The organism is Paenibacillus sp. J22FR83 (genome assembly GCF_059691955.1).
Genome location: NZ_JCAUAM010000002.1, coordinates 568,311 through 587,528, shown reverse-complemented (window position 1 = coordinate 587,528; position 19,218 = coordinate 568,311). Strand labels below are relative to the sequence as shown.

Sequence of the window (19,218 nt, the reverse complement as noted above, 5' to 3'; positions counted from 1 at the left end):
TTGAGTCTTTTACTCAATCAGAAAGTAGCGTGGATTACAGGTGCAGGGAGCGGAATCGGCTATCACATCGCTCAAACATTTGCCAAAGAAGGCGCCATTGTCATTGTGACGGATATTCATGAAAAGAGCGCACAAGCGGCGGCAGATGTAATTAGAGAGAATGGCGGACAGGCGGTTGGTATGGCATGCGACGTTACCAGTGAAGACGAGGTTTGCCATGTTGTTGGTAAGATTGTTAGCATGTATGGCGCCATTCATATTTTAATCAATAATGCGGGGTTGCAGCATGTAGCACCAATCGAAGAATTCCCTGTTGAAAAATTTGAGTACTTATTAAAAGTTATGATTACCGGTGCTTTTATTTGTATCAAACATGCATTTCCCTTTATGAAGCTTCAAGGGTACGGGAGGATTATTAATATGGCCTCCATCAATGGCGTTGTTGGTTTTGCAGGTAAGTCAGCATACAACAGTGCAAAGCACGGCTTAATTGGCTTGACGAAGGTGGCTGCTCTGGAAGGTGCTAAGGACGGTATTACTGTGAATGCGCTATGTCCCGGTTATGTAGATACTCCCCTAGTTAGGGGGCAACTGGAGGATCTAGCTCGGACTCGCCATATAGACGTGGAAAGAGTAATCGAAGAAGTTATTTTTCCATTAGTTCCGCAAGGGCGTTTGATTACCGTACAAGAAGTCGCAGAATACGCGGCATTCATTGCTAGTGAAAAGATGAGCGGAGTTACAGGTGCATCGCTTCTCATTGATGGCGGGTATACGGTTCAATAATGTAAGTTGGAGTAAGAGGAGCACTTTAGAACGAAGGTCCGTCCAAGCAGGTTGCTACCTGTCTAGACGGACCTTTTCATTAATATTTTTTATCTGCTTTTATTTATATTCGCCTAGCAAGTAATTGTAGAAGGGTTCGTCCACCCAAAAATTATAGGAGTCGACGTTCAAACTGGCGTCTATTTTTTTCAGGCCGGTAACAACTTCGTCGGATTTATCGCTGAGGGAAAAGGATTGTGCATAATAATGGCCTTTGCTGACTTTATTGTTAGCGATCACTTTATAGTCTTTGATATCCGTTAATGAATAGTAAAGCGGCTGCCACCAAGAAGAATAAATGAGCCCTGTCTGGTCTTCACTGTTCTTTTTAGCATATTGGAAAATGATCTGTTGGAACTTATTTTTTTGCTCAGCGTTATCAAATTCGAACTCAATGTCGTATTCCTTCGAGTAGGCGATGAAATTACCATTCTCGATTTGGACCACTTGATAGTCGTCCGACTGTGTCGGCTCGCCCCATTCTTTTAAGTAGATGAAGGCAGATGTTTTGGGCTCCAGCTGTACTTTCGCCTGGATGTTCTCGCTACGCAACAAACTTATTAGCTGAATGGCATGTGTAATGTCAGAATGACCATATGTGAGAGAAAGCTTTGGCTCGAAGTTGGCGTCGAAACGGGAATCCTTCAAGTTATAACCGGTAACGAGATTCTTTTTTAGGGCATCTTCGAAGACAGAACGCAAATCGGTTGCTGAGATGAGATCCTCCGTACGCCAAGCATCGTTTATCTTACGGAAGATATCATCATCGGAAGTCGTTCCAAGATAATGCTTGTATTGTCCATTGAAAGAAAGAATCTTGCCAAGCAGTTCGTTAGCGAAGCCTTCGTCAGCTGCAGCATCCGCTAGGAATTTGGAAGGGACAAGACCGGTATCAATAGCTGCAGCTAGTTCTTGAGCCGCTTGCAGCGTTAATGTACTATTTTGTTCGTAGTCAATATGTACTTTCGCCAGAGCAGCTTTGATTTTATCTTTTGGATAAGTATAGGCAAGTTCTTTCAAGCCGGATGCTTTTAAGGCAATGAAAATAGCCTGGAGTTGAGTGAGGGGCTGATCTCCCTTTAACGTGTCTCCAGAGAGAATCCCTTTTTTATATAAGGCAAGCGCTGCTTCATAATAAGGGCTGTCCTTTTGCAAATCTGTAAAAACATTCGTCTGATCTTTCGCTTCCGCTTTCAAGATGCGGTTTACGGCGATGATGAAATCACCTTTTGATAAGGAGTTCGACAGAGCGATCTCATAACGGGTGTTCAAGAATTGCTTATAAGAGAGGGCTGAATCATTTGCAGCAGCTGCACTGCTTAATGTGCTAACGGAGGACAGGAGGACGGCTGTTAAAACGGCTATCTGGATGGGCTTGCGAGATTTCAAAAGTTTCATAATAATAGACACCTCCATAAATGTATTCATATATTTATTCATATAGGAATAGTTGGTTTTAATGAAATATATCAGGAAATAGTAAAGGCGTCAATAAAAAAGTAGTAGTGTTTGCTAAACGATAACCTTGGATTTCAATTATAAGCGTTTCCTCATCTCATGCTGTGTGGTTTCAAAATAAAACTTGCTTTAAAGTGTACTTTAAGGCTTAGGCTAAATAAGAACCAGCCAGCCAACTGATAATTTCCACTAAAGGAGCTAGTTACCCTATGTCATATACGATCAAAGAGGCTTCGGAGAGGCTTGGTTGTCCAGCACATACTATTCGTTTCTATGAGAAAGAGGGCTTGTTACCCTACATTAGGAGGGATCGGTATGGCAATCGTCTGTTCGAGCAAGATCATTTGGATTGGATCCGATTAATGACGTGCTTTCGTGCCACTGGAATGAAAATTTCCTTGATGAAGCAGATGGTTAACCTTGCGTTAGATGGCGATGCCACGATACCGCAGAGAAAAGCAATCTTAAACCAGTATAAAGATGAATTGTATCGTCGGCAAAGTGAATTGGCTGAAGCCCTTGATGCTGTCAATAACAAGTTGGCCATCTACGAGGATATTGAGAAGGGAGAGCTTCCTTCCGAGAGTATGCTGCTAAATCAAATGGAAGATCAACACAACCAATCGATTAAACAAGAATGAGGGATGAAGAATGAAACAAAGAGTATTAGGTAATAGCCAGATTATCTTATCTTCGATCGGACTTGGCATCATGGGAATGTCTCCGGGTATGTACGGGGAGCCAAATGATGAACAGTCAATCCAGACAATTCATCGTGCTCTGGATTTAGGCGTCACGATGTTCGATACTGCCGACGTGTATGGGAACGGGCACAACGAAGAGTTGCTTGGAAAAGCACTCCAAGGGCGTCGAGAGCAAGCAATTATTGCGACTAAGTTCTCTTATACCTCCAATTACGAGAGCCTCAGCGGCCATCCCGATTACGTTAAGAAGGCAGTGGAAGATAGCCTTCATCGTTTAAAGACGGATTACATCGACCTGTATTATCAGCACCGAGTTGATCCGCAAGTTCCGATTGAAGAGACGGTAGGGGCGATGGCCGATCTGGTCAAAGCAGGCAAGGTTCGGGCGCTCGGTTTGTCTGAAGCTTCTGCTTCAACTATTCGGCGGGCTCATGCCGTATATCCGATCTCAGCGCTCGAGAGCGAATATTCGCTTTGGAGTCGTGACATCGAAGAGGAGATTCTTCCTGTTACAAGAGAACTTGGAATTACCCATATTGCTTATAGTCCGCTCAGTAGGGGCTTTATCTCTGGCGAGCTTCATACATTCGAAGATCTGGCTGCGATGATCTCCGTAGATGGATGCCTCGATTCCAGGGAGAGAACTTTGGGAAAAACTTAGAGATTGTCAATAAGATTAAAGAGATCGCAATTGAAAAAAAATGTTCACTATCTCAATTGGCAATCGCTTGGACGATAGCGAACGGTGCGTTACCGATCCCTGGAACGAAGAGAATCAAGTATTTGGAGGAAAACGCGGCTGCTGCGTATATTGTTCTCACGAAAGAAGAACTTATGCGCATCGAGAACGTAAGTCCGAAGAAAGTTGCCCAAGGCACACGATACATGGAAGAACAAATGACGCTGCTTGATGGATAAGTTTTAACCTTCAAGAACCATGGTAGCCGTGGGTCATTTTTGACACTGCACATGTTAAGATGTGTGTTTCACGTACGTGACTTCGGAACTGGTGATGCCAATCCAAAGCAAAACGCGCGGCGGAACTGGAGAGCTGCCACGAGTAACGACGGATTTCAATTCGAGGAACAACACAGTTCTGGGAACGGTGAACGACCAGAATGGAAAACATCGGCAACTTTGATAAGGCGAGTTCCTCGTAAACAGCGGGCAAAAAACGACACCTAACCTGGATTTACAGGAAGGTGTCGTTTTTTGCATTCGTTTCATTTTGCACGGAAAATTGGCGTAATTCGCTAGTTGGTTGGCACCCTATGCTAGTTACATTTCGGAATGTTAAGGGTATCATAATATCTGTAAGTCAGGGAATGAATGTTCCTCGACCGAATGTGTCAGTAAACAGAAGGAGGTGCAAAAGAATGACAGCCCATTCCTTTGACCGTATTAAAATGCCTTCGGGTTTTTGGGAAGGACTGCGTCAATTGGGGATTGCCTCGCATGATGTAGCCCGTAAAGCGGGATTGCCACTCACGATTATTTCCGAGCAGGTCGTTAACACCGCACAGTATTACGCAATCTGGCAGGCATATTCCGATTTGGTAGGTGACATTGCCCAAGGGATGATCAAGCTTGCAACTATTTATGATATAACGAAATATCCACCCAATATATTGGCCACCTACCACGCCCGTGATTATCGCGATGCCTTGCATCGGATGGTCCGATATAAACAGCTCTGTCCTCCAGAAAGCTTAAAGATGATTGAAGATGGCGAGGCATGCACGATCGAATTGGAATGGCTCGTTACGGATCAATCTTGTCCACCCATGTTGGTTGGTATCACACTGGCATTCCTGCTTGAATTGGGACGTCGGGGGACAGGCCAGCATCTTACGGCAAGCGATGTAGAGTTTTCCCAGCCGATGGGGGATGTACAGGCTCTTGAATCTTTTTTCGGGTGCCGCATCCAACAGGATGCCGATCGCAATCGATTGAAGCTACATCGGAAAGATCTGGATCGTCCTTTTCTTACCTATAATGAAGAGTTGCTTGAAATTCTGACCCCTGCACTGGACCGCACGTTGCAAGAACATCAAATCAATTTTTCCGTTTCGGACATGGTCAAATGGATTATGAAGCGCAACTTCAGCGGCGGACGTCTCGATATACAGACGGTCGCCAAGGAATTGGGCATGAGCGACCGTACTTTGCAACGCCGGTTAAGCGATGAGCGTACAAGTTTCAACCATCTGCTCAAACAATCAAGGCATGAACAGGCACGAATGTATTTGGCGGACTTAACACTCGATATTAAGGAAGTGGCGTTCCTGATCGGATATGAAGACCAAAATTCATTCTTCCGCGCATTTCGTGCTTGGGAAGGCGATACGCCAGCGAAATGGCGGAGCGAACATGCGGAGGCACATGATAACGGAGCAGATACGCTTACGGATAGGCCGAGTATTCATTGATTGAATTGGGTTTAACCATTTTCTATCGAGGCAACTAGAACACGAACTACATCCAGAACAGAAAAGGGAGAAATGAATGATGGATATGGGATTGAACAATAAAACGGCTTTAGTAACAGGATCAACGAAGGGAATCGGCAAAGCGATTGCCATCGAGTTGGCGAAAGAAGGCGTCAACGTTCTTATAAATGGACGAAATTACGAAGAGGTAGAACAAGTAGTTGGTGAAATTAAGTCCGCATACCCGAATACAACCCCTCAAAATGCAGCAGCTGATATAACAAGTGTCGCTGAGCGAGAAGCGTTGTTTAAAAAGTTCCCGCATGTTGATATTTTAGTAAACAACACCGGAATTTATGAGATCATGTCTTATGATGACATAGACGAGGCTGTGTGGGAGAAATACTTTCAGACTAACGTACTTTCAGCAAACGGATTGTCCAAATTCTATCTGTCCAACATGCTGAAGAACGGCTTTGGTCGGATCATCTTTATTGCGAGCGAGGAAGCGGTAATGCCTTCAGGACTCATGCCGCAATATGCTGTAACCAAGTCCATGCTGCTCTCTTTGTCGAAGAGTCTGTCCAAATTAACAGTGGGGACCGAGGTTACAATCAATACGATTATGCCTGGACCAACACTTTCAGAGAATGTACAAAACATCATCGAGAGCGTTTTTCAGGACGAAAGCATGACCTTTGAGGAAAAAGAAAAAACATTCATGGCCACCAATCTGCCTCAATCGGAATTGCAACGCTTCATTAGACCGAGCGAGATCGGCAGACTTGCGACATTTGTATGCAGCCCTTATGCAACACCATTTAAAGGTTCACCGATCCGTATGGACGGGGGCCTGGTCCCAACGATTTACTAATCATGCTCGGCTAAAATGATCTTATTTGAAAAATAGTGTACATCCACCTATCTGATGGAAAATCTTGTATCCTACTATTTTAGGGGCGTTTCTCGTTTGAGTTTTGCCATTGTTCCTCTGTTCCTACAAAGAAGGTAAGTTTAGTGGGGAATTTTTCTGTTTGGCCCTCAGGTACCAATCGATCTCCTCCAGATGTTCCTTGACCATGGATCAGTGGCACATCTGGAGGTCCTTTAACTTGTCGACCATCTTGCTCAATATAAAATAAAACCATGGCTCCTGAAACACTTGTGCTTGAAGTCATTACTTTTCCAGAAGGCGGGACTTCATAAATTAATGTGCCGCCATCTTTTTTCAAAGCAGGAGAATCAGGTTGTTCATATGTAACCTCAATCCACCCCGTAAAACCTTTTGGTAGTAAGAACTTATGTGTAGTATTGGTTTCAATAAATTTGTTGAATAAAATAATCCCAGTTACCACAATACATACAGTTACTATCGCAAGGATAAATAATTTCTTTGTCATAACAAATCACCCTTTCTTTGTTATATTTACGATTATTTCATATTACTTGATATGCGAAGGGGTCGTTTTTTGAATATGAACCATAATGTCGAATTGCTCTTGAAGGGAAACATCATAATATTGCGGTTCGTTAGGAATGATCACTGCAATGCCATCCAAGAATGGCTGCTTTTCTTTTACCCATTGCTGCGCAGCTCCATTCAATTGGCGAAGATCTAACAGGAACTGTTCGTAATGAACCTGTCCAAACATATAATTGGAGCTCTTCTCGTTCTTCTGAATAGTATCCGCTGCAATCTTATTATCACTGAATGCTGTAAATTTGCCTTCCGTGGTGGTGGAGCCAATTGCTACATATTGATTGCCAACACGTTCTTTCAGAAACTCCCCGGCGACTTTAGGATACATCTTCTCAGTGATAACACCTTTAGCTATGTGAATATTGTGCGCCCAAACCATCGTTTTGCCGCCAAATTTTTCTTGAGCCCAAACAGCATGTTCGGCTAAATACTGATCATGCAGCTTCACCATGCTTGGATAGTCAGCGGGAATCACCATCTTCGTAAAATTCTCTATCACCTTAGTCGTCCCTTTCACCCAAACTAATTCGTGTGAATCAACTTCACTAATCGACTTCGTTTTGTCTTCAAGTAGTTTGACTACTTTTTGCGCATTAGCCACATGATTTTCTTTCACTTCAGTAGTCAGCTTCATATATTCCTGTAGATTGCCTGTCACCAATGACAACTCTTTGTAACTTTGCTCGACTTCTGGCAGCAAATCAGGATGATGCTCCTTAACGTAGTTAATTACTTTATCGAAGACACTTTGATCCAGCATTTTTAAGTCGAGTCCGACGAATTGAATTTTCTTTTTATGTACAGGGTCAGAGTTGTATTCCCGCATCCATTCGACCATAGCGACGATCTCATCAGTTGGGTATAACAGCTTCAAAAACTCCCTAGGGTCGCCTTTTCCTGTTTGAATATACTCGTTCAGCTTTAAACCATTCCCCCAATCCTCTTCAATTCCAAAATTAGTAAAGCCCAGTTCAGTGACCAAATACTTCACGAGGCGATGCTTCATCATAAAAACCTCCGAGCTTCCGTGAGTGGCCTCTCCTAAACCAACATAATTTGCATTCCCTATCATGTTTTTTAGTGGTTTTAAATCATTCAATGGTTGTTTCGGATCTAACGTCTTCAGTTGCTTCGCTTGCGATTCAAGTGATTTCGCAATACTATTTTGAGATATTTGAGATGTCTCAACTGGTTGGTTTGTTCTTATTTGATTCGACTTTTCAGCGGGTCTTGTACTGCAACCCGCAGTTAGAATCGTTGCACTTAGCATGACGGCAACTCCACCATAAATCATTTTCCTTCTTTTGTTCATCGTATTCACCTCATGGTTTTTTTTGAAGTACGTCGCTTTCTGCACACAAGCATATTGGGTCGTCTTCAGTAGTCCAATTGTCACTCACTCATTATCATATGGGCTAGTTACAAATCTTCACTATTTCATGTGACATGCAAGGCTCGCTATGTATGGATCAGCGCCAATATGTCACAAAGAAAATGATGACATGATGTCACTAGTGGAGATGACAGCTGTACGGGTAGTATGTAGCAGTAGGCAACCAACACCTGGTGCGGTTGATGGAAGAAGCCAACGATAGAATAAACGGAGAGGAGCGATGAACCTTATGAGATCAGGTTTCATCCAAAATGGTTATTTTTTATTATTAACTTTCGTTACAGGCTTGTTTTACTTTTGCTTTTATTTGGTAGCTCTGACGTTCAGTTTAAGTCTTTCATTTACGGTAATCGGCATTCCACTAGTTACACGCGTATTGCGAACTACGACAACCTTCATTCAATTCGAACGTACGCAGACGAAAATTTATACAGATATTACGACGGCACCTTACGACAAAAAAATAATAACGGATGCATCGGTCTGGGTTCATGCCAAATTAGAACTTACGGATCGTCGCAACTGGTTCGCCGTCTTTTGGTTAATGCAGAAGTTGGTGATCGGGCTCTTCAGTCTCGTCAGCGTAGCCGTTCTCTATTTAGGACCGCTTGCATTCATGTTGGCACCACTTTTGTATCGATACATCGATTTGAATGTCATTTTCATGCAAGTAGATACTTTTGCGGAAGCACTCTTTACCATGGCTCTGGGAGCGGTGTTTGCCGCAATAAGCATCAAGTTAAGTGACCGGTTGGCGAAAACATTCGGAGGTTATACGCGCACCATGATTCAGCAGCTTGATCGATAGCTGTTTTGTTTCCGGCCTTTGTGCAGAGCTGTAGCGTAAACAGCTAATTATGTACCACAAGAAGGTTTGGTCTATAATACTATAGGAAACAAACAGAAAGTTGCTTAGGGGTTGAATGATTTGTTGGATATAGTCAAACAGTGGTTTTGGTATGATTGGATTATGCTGGGGATCCGCCTTATTACTAGCGTTTCGCTCGTCCTCACGACAATTAGATTTCAGGAAGGTCTAGCGCTGCCTCTTTGGATCGTTATTTTTTGGGAGATTGCCGCTTTCTCTATTCCCTGGGTTTGCTTGCTGCTCAACTACAAATATTATTTACTCACAGAAATACTGCTTTTTGGCGGGCTTTGCATACATTTAACCTCGTTGTTTCCCGAAGCTTTTCCTTCATTTCTTGCATCAGCCTTTCTGATCGCAGCGAATAGCGCTCATCGGTCTTATCAGTGGACGGCTCCGGCAGCGGTCTTGGTAATACCCGGAATTTTTTATGTCGTTTCGCCAGATAACAGCTATTGGTTCATGGTAACCTACTATGGATTTGCTTATGTGATGGGATTCGCGTTTCATTTATTGATCGTCAATCATCGGCAAAATGAAACGATCCGCAAGCAAAATGCGGTGCTTGAGCAATATATGTCCCACATCGAGCGTATTACGCTGGCAGAAGAACGAAACAGGCTGTCGAGAGAGCTTCACGATACTGTCGGTCATGCTTATACTTCCATCATCATGGGAATGGAAGCGTTGCGCTCCGAGCTTGCTACTGAAACGGGTATACAGAGGCTGGATTCCTTGCTTGAGTTGGGCCGTAAAAGTATAGAGGAAGTGAGGGGCTACTTGCATCAAATGGATTCTCCACAGCAGTCTCTTTCCTTGGTCCAGTCTCTGCAAAAGCTTGGAGATGAATTTCAGGAGCATGCCCGGACCAACGTTAGCTTTCGTGCGTTTGGAGGCGAGTACCAACTGTCCCGACAAGCGAAAATGGCGTTCATTCGCTGCCTGCAAGAATCTCTTACGAATGCGGTTCGTCACGGTCAGGCAACGGAAATTACCGTTTCTTTGCAATTCGGGCAGCAAGATACGAGGCTGGAGGTGCATGACAACGGAAGAGGGATGGAAGAATGGCGGGAGGGCTTCGGCATGAACGCGATGAGGGAGCGGGCCATGAATTTGCAAGGTCAAGTGTCCGTTTATACGAGGCCAGGGGACGGGACGCTTGTTACCTGTTCGTTGCCGCGACAAGCGGAAATAGAGGACGACCTTATTAAGTTGTTGATCGTCGACGACCAACCTTTTATTCGGGAAAGTCTCCGGATGCTGCTCGACAAGTACCAGGACTTGAAATTAGTCGGATCGGCAGAAGATGGCGAACAGGCTCTCGACCTGTGCGGACGCCTCCAGCCTCACGTAGTGCTGATGGATTTGGATATGCCACGCATGAACGGAGCCGAGGCAACCAAAATGATCAAGCAGCAATGGCCGCAGATCCGCGTATTGATTTTCACGACATTCCAGGATGCGGAGCAAGCATTGGACTTACTGCGCAGCGGTGCGGATGGCTTCCTGCTGAAATCAACCGAACCGTTAGAACTAGCAGATACGATCCGGCTTATTCACAGAGGAGGCACATTAATCGATCAGGGAATGTCCCATAAAATATTCGAGAAGCTCGATAAGAGCGTCGAATCGACGCAACTGAAAGCCAACAACGACTATGACCTGACTTACAGGGAAATAGAAATATTGCAGCTTGTTGCCAAAGGGCTCGGGTACAAGACGATAGCGTCCAAGCTGTATTTGTCGGACGGCACGGTCAGAAACTACGCCTCCTCGGCCTATTTTAAGCTAGGAGTCCGCAACAAGGAAGAAGCAGTCCAGAAAGCGTTGGAAGTCGGGATCATTGTTAGCTAACTGATGATGATAGTAGGCCAGGTTTCTTGAAGTGATACATTGAAATATAAAATGGATATTTTGAAGCATTTTGCTAGAGGGGGGGGAGAAAATGATGCTTTCCAAAGAAATACTATATTCATTTAATCTTAGTGGGGATATTGTGCCGTTGAGTGGCGGGCAGAATACATCAGTAAAAGTCGGTAATGCTGTATTAAAACCTGTGGATGACATACAACATTCTGAATGGTTACTGAATATAATTTACAATATAACTCCTCGAGGTTATAGAGTATCAAAGCCTGTTAGAAATAACTACGGTACCTTTGTAAGTAGAGGATGGTCTTGCACTCATTATGAGGTAGGTAAGAATGTAAAAGGGCAAATAGAAGAAAAACTTCTGGTGTCGAAGTTATTTCACCGTGACCTATCTTCCATTGATTTTCAGAACTTCCCTCATACTGATAATCCTTGGTCCAAGGGTCATCGCATAGCATGGCAAATAGATGAATTGCCAGGGGAATTCCCAAGAGAGACACAAGAAATAATTAATAAATTACTATGTAGCTTAAGCCTAAAAGAGCAATATAAGGTGCAGATTGTTCACAGTGATTTGTCGGGAAATATTCTTTTTGACCATGTTTTGAGTCCTTTAGTAATTGATTTTTCTCCAACAATTGCTCCAGTAGAATATGCGGAAGCCATTTTAGTTTGTGATTGTATAGCATGGCAAGGAAGCCATATTTCTGAGATCGATCTGCTTCCAGATAATGAAATATATAAAGAAATGATTATTCGGGCAATCATTTTCCGTTTATCTGTTTCCGCTATATGTTCTAATGGTGATTATTTTAAATTTTGCCAAGAGTATCAGGCATATAAACCCATAATAGAGTATATAAAGTAGCATTCGACTATTGAACTAACTCAGAACTATAGCTGAATTCAATATGATGGAACTGGACCATGATTATTGCGATGAGTTTTCAATAAATGGAAGGTTAAAATAATCTAACTGGATATTCTCCATCTATTTGAATCGGATTTGTAGAATTCGAAAGGTTAACTGTATTTCCTGTCGTTAATTCCCTTCAATTTGCTCATATCTTCAAACTTCCTGCAAATTAGCTGTAGTTTTTCCATTTAATCCTGCAAATAGGTCAGATTCGGATAAATTAACTGTAGTTTATACATCTAAACACGTAGTGGTAGCAAGGAAGAACATCCCATTGTTAAAGGTTCTACTGCGCGTCTCCCACGAGAATGAGGAGCTAAGCGAGAAAGACCGCTTAGCTCCTCTAGTTGCTGGGGGTACGCCTATTAATGCTTATTATTATTTGTTAAATTGTTAATTGCGTTAGCTGTTGCATCAACAGCGTTCATTGCAGCATTTTCAGTTGCTTCTAACCCTTCATGAACAGAATGAAATACAGCCCCTGCAGTATCCTTAATGTTCTCTGAGACATTTTTGGAGTTTCGGTTGTTGTTTTGATTAGACATTTTTTTCACCTCCTAAACGTCTTTAAGTTGTGTAAAATAAAATATGTTATTCAGATGAATAAGACGAAATTAATGACTGACTGACGAATGTGCTCAATTATTTTTACAGCAGAGTATTGTTAAATGGAAATAATGTGTTGGACAGGGAGAATAAGTTCTAGATTTAGTTCTAGATTTAGTTCTAGATTAGTTTTAGATGTTTTGCCGGTGGTAAGAATCCTAAAGAGTCAACAGGCGATTAGAAAATGTCAAAATCCGCGTGTTGAAGTTCCAATCTATCTTATCCTATGCTAAGGGAAGTTGGAGTTGCCCAGTTGACTGGTCAGCTGACAGCTTCAAGGCGATCAAACAGTTGAGAAGGAGTGTGCTGAAATGGAACGATGGTTGCGAATGATTTTGGTTGTCGCATTGCTGATCTCAGGATTAGGTTGGAAGGGAGAAGAGGCAAACGCAAGTGATGCGTATGATGATTTACGAAGCAAATGGACATTCATGCTGACAGGGGGGAGAACTTACGATCAAAATGACAGCGCTATCAATGCGGCGATTCAGCGGATTACAACGAGTGCGCAAAGCGCTTGGAACACAATGAGTCCCTCGATGGGCAGCAGCGATCCTTGGAACAGCGCTACAAATTCCGCCGCTATTGTTCAAGGGTACGGATTGATTTATCAAATGGCTCTAGCCTACCGAACGGAAGGCTCTACGCTGGAAGGTAACGCGCAATTACTTAGCGCCATTAAAACAGCGCTCGATTGGATGTATACCAATAGATACAATACGTCGGGCGGGTACGGAAACTGGTGGGATTGGGAGATCGGTGCGCCTAATCACCTCTTGAATATCGTAACGCTGATTTATGATGAGCTTACATCTGTGCAGATTACAAACTGGATGAACGTAGTCGAGTACTACTCACCTGTGGCGGGGCAGCTGCACAATGCGACTACGCCGGCGGTGGCAACAGGCGCGAATTTAGCTTGGAAGGCACGAATCGTTGCCCTTCGAGGCATCCTTGTTAAGGACAGTGACAAGCTCATAGGTGCCCGAAATGCGTTGTCCCCATTATTTCTTTATGTAACGGATGGGGACGGGTTTTATATAGACGGATCCTTCATTCAACACACGGCTCAGCCATATAACGGTGGCTATGGTGTTGCACTCATGATGAGCATTGGTGATCTTGTTCAGCTGCTGAATGGCAGTACTTGGGCTGTCATCGACCCCAATCTAAGCCGTATGTATGAGTGGGTATTCTCTGCATTTGAACCGCTGCTATATAACGGAAAAATGATGGATATGGTTCGTGGCAGGGAGATTTCACGCGCTGTCAATGCCTCGGGCAGAAATGCAATTAGTGCCCTTATTCGCATCTCGCAATTTGCCCCGACTGCTGAGCGCAATGAGATTCGAAGTATCGTCAAGTCGGTTATGGATACGAACACGTCATCCGATTATTATTTGGCTTCTTCCATTGAAATGATTGAGCTGGCACGAGAAATCCTGCAAAATGCAAGTCCACGAGGTGACCTGTATGTAAATAAACAGTATCCGGGGATGGATAAGGCTGTTCATCTTCGGCCGGGATTTGGCTTCGGATTAAGCATGTATTCAAGTCGTGTCATGAATTATGAGAAGACGAATAACGAAAATTTACACGGATGGCATACTGCGGAAGGGATGACTTATCTCTATAACGGCGATTGGAGCCAGTATGCTGATTATTGGCCGACTGTTGATGCATATAGGCTTCCCGGTACTACGGTAGAAAGGAACACGACGCAAGCGGCCAAGCAGTTTAACACCAAAGGTTGGGTCGGCGGCGTAGCAGTGGGAGATACCTATGGTGTCAGCGGGATGAGCATTAAAACGCAGGATAAGACGCTGGAAGCGAAGAAATCCTGGTTCATGCTGGATAATGAAATTGTGGCGCTAGGGGCAGGGATTTCCTCCTCCGATAGTCCGGTTGTGGAGACGATAGTCGAAAATCGCAAGCTAAATGACAGTGGAAATAACGCATTTATGATTAATGGCAGTAATCAATCTACTTCATTAACACAAGGCTATCAAGTGCATACGAATACGAGCTGGATGCATCTGGCTGGAACAGGCAGCGGTGCGGATATCGGGTACTATTTTCCGACTTCACCTACGTTAAGAACTATGAGGGAAGCCAGAACTGGGGCTTATAGCGATATTAGTCAGACAGGTTCGACGACACCGATTACGAAAAACTATTTGACCATGTGGCTGGATCACGGCACAGTCCCTTCGAATACAAGCTATCAATATGTCCTTCTCCCAGGCTATACGAGTTCACAGGTTAGTGCTTATGCATCCAATCCGGATATCCAGGTGTTATCTAATAACGCAAATGTACAGGCTGTACGAGAAAAGAACATTGGCATTGTCGGCGCGAACTTCTGGGAACATGCCGTGGAGACTGTGGCTGTAAACGGCGAACCCTATTTAACGAGCAATAAGAAATCGTCGGTCATGGTAAAGGAAACACCTACCGAAGCTGTCATCGCCATATCTGATCCTACCCAAGTGTTAAACGGTGAGATCGAAGTGGAACTGTATCGCAACGGCAGTCTTGTACTTGAGAAAGACAGCAGCGTTGTGGTCGATCAGCTGAGTCCAAGCATCAAATTGCGTGTGAATGTAACCGGTGCGAACGGGAAGGGTTTTGAAGCACGAATCAAGCTGGCGAATCGGGCGTACTGGAAGTTCGACGAAAATAGCGGCTCGACGGCTGCCGACAGTACTGGCAACGGACATACCGGAACCCTCTATAATGCCTCATTTACGAGCGGTGGATTTGCAGGTGGCGCGCTCTCTCTAAATGGCACGAGCAGCTATGTATCCGTACCGGATGCAGCGGAGTTGGATTTTACTAATAAGTTTAAACTGGATACGTGGATTCGCTTCTCAACCGGAGCGGGGACGACAACACAGAAGATTATTGAGAAGCAGGGAGCTACGCTGCCCTATTCCGTCCGTATATCGAATGCGGGGAAGATCGGATTGTACTGGAATGGGACATGGAGGGAGAGCAATGCGATTAGTTGGAACAACAATACTTGGTATCATCTAGTGATTACACATAACGGAAGTGCTATCGATTTTCAGCTTGATGGAGCCAGCAGAGGCGTCGTGTCTAACACAGAGTCGACCTTCACGAACAACGAGAATCTTTATATCGGACGCGGACGTGCGGGAACCGAATCCTGGTTTAACGGACAGATTGATGAGTTGAAGCTGATTCTCCCATGAAGATGAGGTAAAGAATCGAACAGATCATGTCAAGAACGTGCTCTACATCAGATCGTTAAAATCCTCTATGATGAATATAGGTAATATTTTCAGCAGAGAGGAAGGTAGTGATGAACGTAAGGAAGGATACCGTTAATTACGAAGATTTTGGCGCCGTCGGTGATGGTCTGTACGATGATATGGAAGCCATCTGTGCCGCACATGCGTATGCCAATCAGCATCGGCTGCCGGTGCGAACGAAGCCCGATGCCATCTATTATATTGGGAATCGGGCACTGACGGCAGTCATTGAAACAGAAGTAAACTGGAGTACAACCTGTTTTACGATCGATGATACGAAGGTTGAGAATCATAAGCTCCCTTGCTTTCTTGTACAATCCGCACAGCGCCCGTACGAGTTGGAGATTCTATCCTTAGTAAGGGACCAGAAGCAACTGGACATATCACTCGAAGAAGATTGCTATGTCATGGTGACCAATAGCAAAGTGAAACGATTTATTCGCCATGGTTTGAATCAGAACGCGGGGACAGATCAGACGGATTGTTTTATAGTGCAAAAGGATGGAGCGATTCCCACACCTATTGATTGGAACTATGAGCAGATCACAGCAGTTGAAGCATCGCTGATTGATCGTACAGTTCTTTATCTTCGCGGAGGGATCTTTACCACACTGGCTAATCGTGGGGAGTCCAAATATGACTACTATGCTCGTGGCATTGACATTACGCGTTCTAACACTGTTGTTGACGGTGTTACGCATTACTTGTCAGGCGAAATAGGGCATGGATCTCCGTATCGAGGTTTTCTAAGTGCCATGCGTTGTGCTTATATAACCATACAGAACTGCTTTTTAAGTGGACACAAAATTTATACAACAGTAGGTGCGGCAGGTGCGCCCGTTAAAATGGGCTCTTATGATTTGCATGCGAACCATGTTGTGAATCTAACGCTCATTAATTGCACCATGAATCACATTCATGATCGAACACGCTGGGGTGTAGTCGCTACGAATTTTTGCAAAAACATTCACGTTGATGGCTGCACATTTACCAGACTGGATGCCCATATGGGGGTATCCGGCGAATATTCAATTAAGAATAGCACAATCGGATGGCAGGGAGTTAAAGCCATTGGTCGAGGACATCTTACGCTGGAAAATGTCACGAGCTACGCCAATGCTCTGATTGAATTACGTCAGGATTACGGAAGTACATGGGACGGTGACGTCCATATTCGAAACTGCAAGTGGATTCCTTCCAATGGAGACATCGTCCTACCGGAGCTATTTCTGATGAGAAATAGAGGCAATCATGATTTTGGATATGTGTGTTACATGCCACGGCATATTGAGATCAGCAATCTTTTTGTGGATGATTCGCACGTTCCTGAGCATTACGAAGGTATGTACATATTTTCAGATCCCTGGGACAGCGTGTCAGTGAACATGGAGAATCAGCTTTATTCTTACGTTGCATGTCAGTCATTTGTCGCTCGTCAGCTAACAACAGCAAGCGGAATCCGTCCAACGATCAGCAGCAACCCGTTACCTTTTAGGCAGACTGTATGGTCAATGACAGAGGAAGAAGCAAGACATCAGATGCTGACTGAGGGGGATTCCTAACCGATATGCATAAAGCAAGATATTTTTATTCGCACTGGGAATTGTACGCAATGCTTATTCCCGGAGTGGCGTTTCTTCTATTATTTAAATATACGCCAATGTACGGAATATTGATTGCTTTCCAGGACTTCAATATTTTTGGCGGTATTACTGGTAGTGAATGGATCGGCCTTGAGCAATTCCGCAAACTGTTTCATTCGGATGAGTTTTACCAAGTATTTCGCAATACGCTGTTAATCAGTCTTTATAAAATCGTCATTTTATTTCCCATCCCCATTGTGGTAGCACTGCTGCTCAATGAAATAAGAAGAATGATATTTAAGCGCGTTGTGCAGACGATAATCTACTTGCCACATTTTTTATCGTGGGTCATCATTGCCGGATTGTTCGTCAACCTGCTCTCCACATCAAACGGATTAGTCAATCAAGTCATCGAACTTCTTGGCGGAACTCCAATTGGTTTCTTGATTGATAACGCTTACTTTCGAAGTATTCTCGTCTTTACTGCCGGCTGGAAAGAGACGGGCTGGAACGCAATCGTATTCATTGCGGCGATTGCCGGTATTGAGCAAGAGCAGTATGAGGCAGCGTCTATCGATGGAGCGGGTAGAATAAAGCAAATGCTGCTTATTACGCTTCCTGGAATTGTTCCGGTGATCATTCTGATGTTTATATTGAGAATCGGACACTTGTTGGACGCCGGTACAGAGCAAATTTTAACGATGTATAATCCGCTCGTCTACGAAACCGGTGATGTGATAGGCACTTTTGTCTATCGAATCGGTCTCGGACAAATGGATTACAGCTTTAGTACTGCAGTAGGTTTATTTAATTCCGTTGTTGGTTTCGTGATTATAATTCTTGGGAATGCATTGAGCCGGAAGTATGCCGGACGCAGTATATGGTAGGAGGAGAAAACAATGAAGAGGCTCAGCAAGGCAGATAGGATCATGGATGGCTGTATATACTTCCTTCTCATCTCCTTCTCCATTATTACGCTCGTCCCGTTTATTAATATCTTTAATAAAGCCGTCAGTGAGGAATGGGCGGTTGTGTCCGGTCAAGTCGGGCTGCTCCCAGTAGGATTTCAACTGGAAACGATGACTTTTGTAATTACATCGGCAACGTTCTTGCGTTCCTTTCAAGTGTCTGTTTTTATTACCGTTGTGGGGACCTTAATGTCATTAGTTATTACTGCGCTTACAGCATATCCGCTTTCCAAAAAGCAGCTAAAAGGCGGGAAAATCCTACTTGTCCTATTCGTCTTTACCATGCTATTTAACGGCGGTATTATTCCGAATTACCTGTTAATCCGTCAGCTGGGGTTGATCAACAATGTCTGGTCGTTAATCCTGCCTTCCATGCTGAGCGTGTTTAATCTATTGGTTATAAAAAGTTACTACGAAAGCTTGCCGGAAAGCCTAGAGGAGTCGGCCAAGATGGACGGCGCTCGGTACGGAACCATCCTGTTCCGTATTATTCTTCCCCTTAGCGGGCCTGTATTAGCAACGATAGCCTTATTTTACGCCGTACAGTACTGGAACGATTTCTTTAATGCCATGTTGTATGTGAGCGATCCGAAGCTAAAGCCGCTGCAGCTATATCTGCGAGATATTGTTATGGATGCGTCAAATTTGCGGGAAGATCGAAAGTTGGACGATGTCATGAATGTTACTCCTGAGGGGATTCGATCTGCGACCGTCATTGCCTCTACGGTTCCAATCCTACTCGTCTATCCGTTCCTTCAGAAATATTTTATCAAAGGCGTTTTAATTGGCTCCGTAAAAGGATGACCAATATTCTAAATTACAAATAGAGAGAGGTAGTTAC

General features: G+C 44.0%; 15 protein-coding genes and 1 pseudogene. 12 read left to right on the top strand and 4 right to left on the bottom strand.

The window, feature by feature from the left end; genetic code table 11:
- Positions 1-786, top strand: a complete 786-nt coding sequence (locus tag AC58PV_RS06000; protein WP_497431352.1) for a 3-hydroxybutyrate dehydrogenase — start codon at positions 1-3, stop codon at positions 784-786.
- 99 nt (positions 787-885) lie between these two features.
- On the opposite strand, the gene AC58PV_RS05995 is transcribed toward AC58PV_RS06000, so the two are convergent.
- Entirely contained in the window at positions 886-2,223 is a 1,338-nt protein-coding gene (locus tag AC58PV_RS05995; RefSeq protein ID WP_497431351.1) for an S-layer homology domain-containing protein, read from the bottom strand.
- Between the two features lie 269 nt (positions 2,224-2,492).
- Here AC58PV_RS05995 and AC58PV_RS05990 point away from each other — a divergent pair, with 269 nt between their 5' ends.
- The 4 genes and pseudogenes from AC58PV_RS05990 (at position 2,493) to AC58PV_RS05975 (ending at position 6,290) form a co-directional block, all read left to right on the top strand.
- Entirely contained in the window at positions 2,493-2,924 is a 432-nt protein-coding gene (locus AC58PV_RS05990) for a MerR family transcriptional regulator (protein ID WP_497431350.1), read from the top strand.
- Between the two features lie 10 nt (positions 2,925-2,934).
- Positions 2,935-3,905 (top strand): annotated as a pseudogene (locus tag AC58PV_RS05985) (aldo/keto reductase).
- A 458-nt stretch (positions 3,906-4,363) separates the two neighbouring features.
- On the top strand, positions 4,364-5,416 hold the full coding sequence (locus AC58PV_RS05980; protein WP_497431349.1) for a helix-turn-helix domain-containing protein: 1,053 nt from the start codon (positions 4,364-4,366) through the stop codon (positions 5,414-5,416).
- Between the two features lie 79 nt (positions 5,417-5,495).
- Positions 5,496-6,290 (top strand): SDR family NAD(P)-dependent oxidoreductase, encoded by a 795-nt coding sequence (locus tag AC58PV_RS05975; protein ID WP_497431388.1) that lies wholly within the window; start codon positions 5,496-5,498, stop codon positions 6,288-6,290.
- A gap of 79 nt (positions 6,291-6,369) precedes the next feature.
- Here the strand turns inward: AC58PV_RS05975 and AC58PV_RS05970 are convergent, their stop codons facing one another.
- Both AC58PV_RS05970 and AC58PV_RS05965 read right to left on the bottom strand, forming a co-directional pair.
- Positions 6,370-6,816 carry a DUF6843 domain-containing protein gene (locus AC58PV_RS05970; protein ID WP_497431348.1) on the bottom strand — a complete coding sequence of 149 codons (447 nt, stop codon included), beginning with the start codon at positions 6,814-6,816 and terminating at the stop codon, positions 6,370-6,372.
- A gap of 42 nt (positions 6,817-6,858) precedes the next feature.
- Positions 6,859-8,208, bottom strand: coding sequence for an erythromycin esterase family protein (locus tag AC58PV_RS05965; protein WP_497431347.1), 1,350 nt, complete (start codon positions 8,206-8,208; stop codon positions 6,859-6,861).
- A gap of 310 nt (positions 8,209-8,518) precedes the next feature.
- Here AC58PV_RS05965 and AC58PV_RS05960 point away from each other — a divergent pair, with 310 nt between their 5' ends.
- The 3 genes from AC58PV_RS05960 to AC58PV_RS05950 all read left to right on the top strand — a co-directional run bounded on the left by AC58PV_RS05960 (position 8,519) and on the right by AC58PV_RS05950 (position 11,897).
- Positions 8,519-9,097, top strand: coding sequence for a sensor domain-containing protein (locus tag AC58PV_RS05960; RefSeq protein ID WP_497431346.1), 579 nt, complete (start codon positions 8,519-8,521; stop codon positions 9,095-9,097).
- A gap of 120 nt (positions 9,098-9,217) precedes the next feature.
- On the top strand, positions 9,218-11,011 hold the full coding sequence (locus AC58PV_RS05955; RefSeq protein ID WP_497431345.1) for a response regulator: 1,794 nt from the start codon (positions 9,218-9,220) through the stop codon (positions 11,009-11,011).
- Positions 11,012-11,102: 91 nt separating this feature from the next.
- Positions 11,103-11,897 carry a hypothetical protein gene (locus AC58PV_RS05950; RefSeq protein ID WP_497431344.1) on the top strand — a complete coding sequence of 265 codons (795 nt, stop codon included), beginning with the start codon at positions 11,103-11,105 and terminating at the stop codon, positions 11,895-11,897.
- 413 nt (positions 11,898-12,310) lie between these two features.
- Here the strand turns inward: AC58PV_RS05950 and AC58PV_RS05945 are convergent, their stop codons facing one another.
- The gene (locus tag AC58PV_RS05945; protein ID WP_497431343.1) at positions 12,311-12,490 is read right to left on the bottom strand and encodes a hypothetical protein; all 180 of its coding nucleotides are present in this window, start codon (positions 12,488-12,490) and stop codon (positions 12,311-12,313) included.
- Positions 12,491-12,862: 372 nt separating this feature from the next.
- On the opposite strand from AC58PV_RS05945, the gene AC58PV_RS05940 reads away from it, so the two are divergent.
- The 4 genes from AC58PV_RS05940 to AC58PV_RS05925 all read left to right on the top strand — a co-directional run bounded on the left by AC58PV_RS05940 (position 12,863) and on the right by AC58PV_RS05925 (position 19,181).
- Positions 12,863-15,766 carry a polysaccharide lyase family 8 super-sandwich domain-containing protein gene (locus AC58PV_RS05940; protein ID WP_497431342.1) on the top strand — a complete coding sequence of 968 codons (2,904 nt, stop codon included), beginning with the start codon at positions 12,863-12,865 and terminating at the stop codon, positions 15,764-15,766.
- 110 nt (positions 15,767-15,876) lie between these two features.
- Complete coding sequence (locus tag AC58PV_RS05935) at positions 15,877-17,388, top strand: hypothetical protein (RefSeq protein WP_497431341.1); 1,512 nt, start codon at positions 15,877-15,879, stop codon at positions 17,386-17,388.
- A gap of 5 nt (positions 17,389-17,393) precedes the next feature.
- Positions 17,394-18,296 (top strand): ABC transporter permease, encoded by a 903-nt coding sequence (locus AC58PV_RS05930; RefSeq protein WP_497431340.1) that lies wholly within the window; start codon positions 17,394-17,396, stop codon positions 18,294-18,296.
- A gap of 12 nt (positions 18,297-18,308) precedes the next feature.
- Positions 18,309-19,181, top strand: coding sequence for a carbohydrate ABC transporter permease (locus AC58PV_RS05925; RefSeq protein ID WP_310500902.1), 873 nt, complete (start codon positions 18,309-18,311; stop codon positions 19,179-19,181).
- The last annotated feature ends 37 nt before the right edge of the window (positions 19,182-19,218 follow it).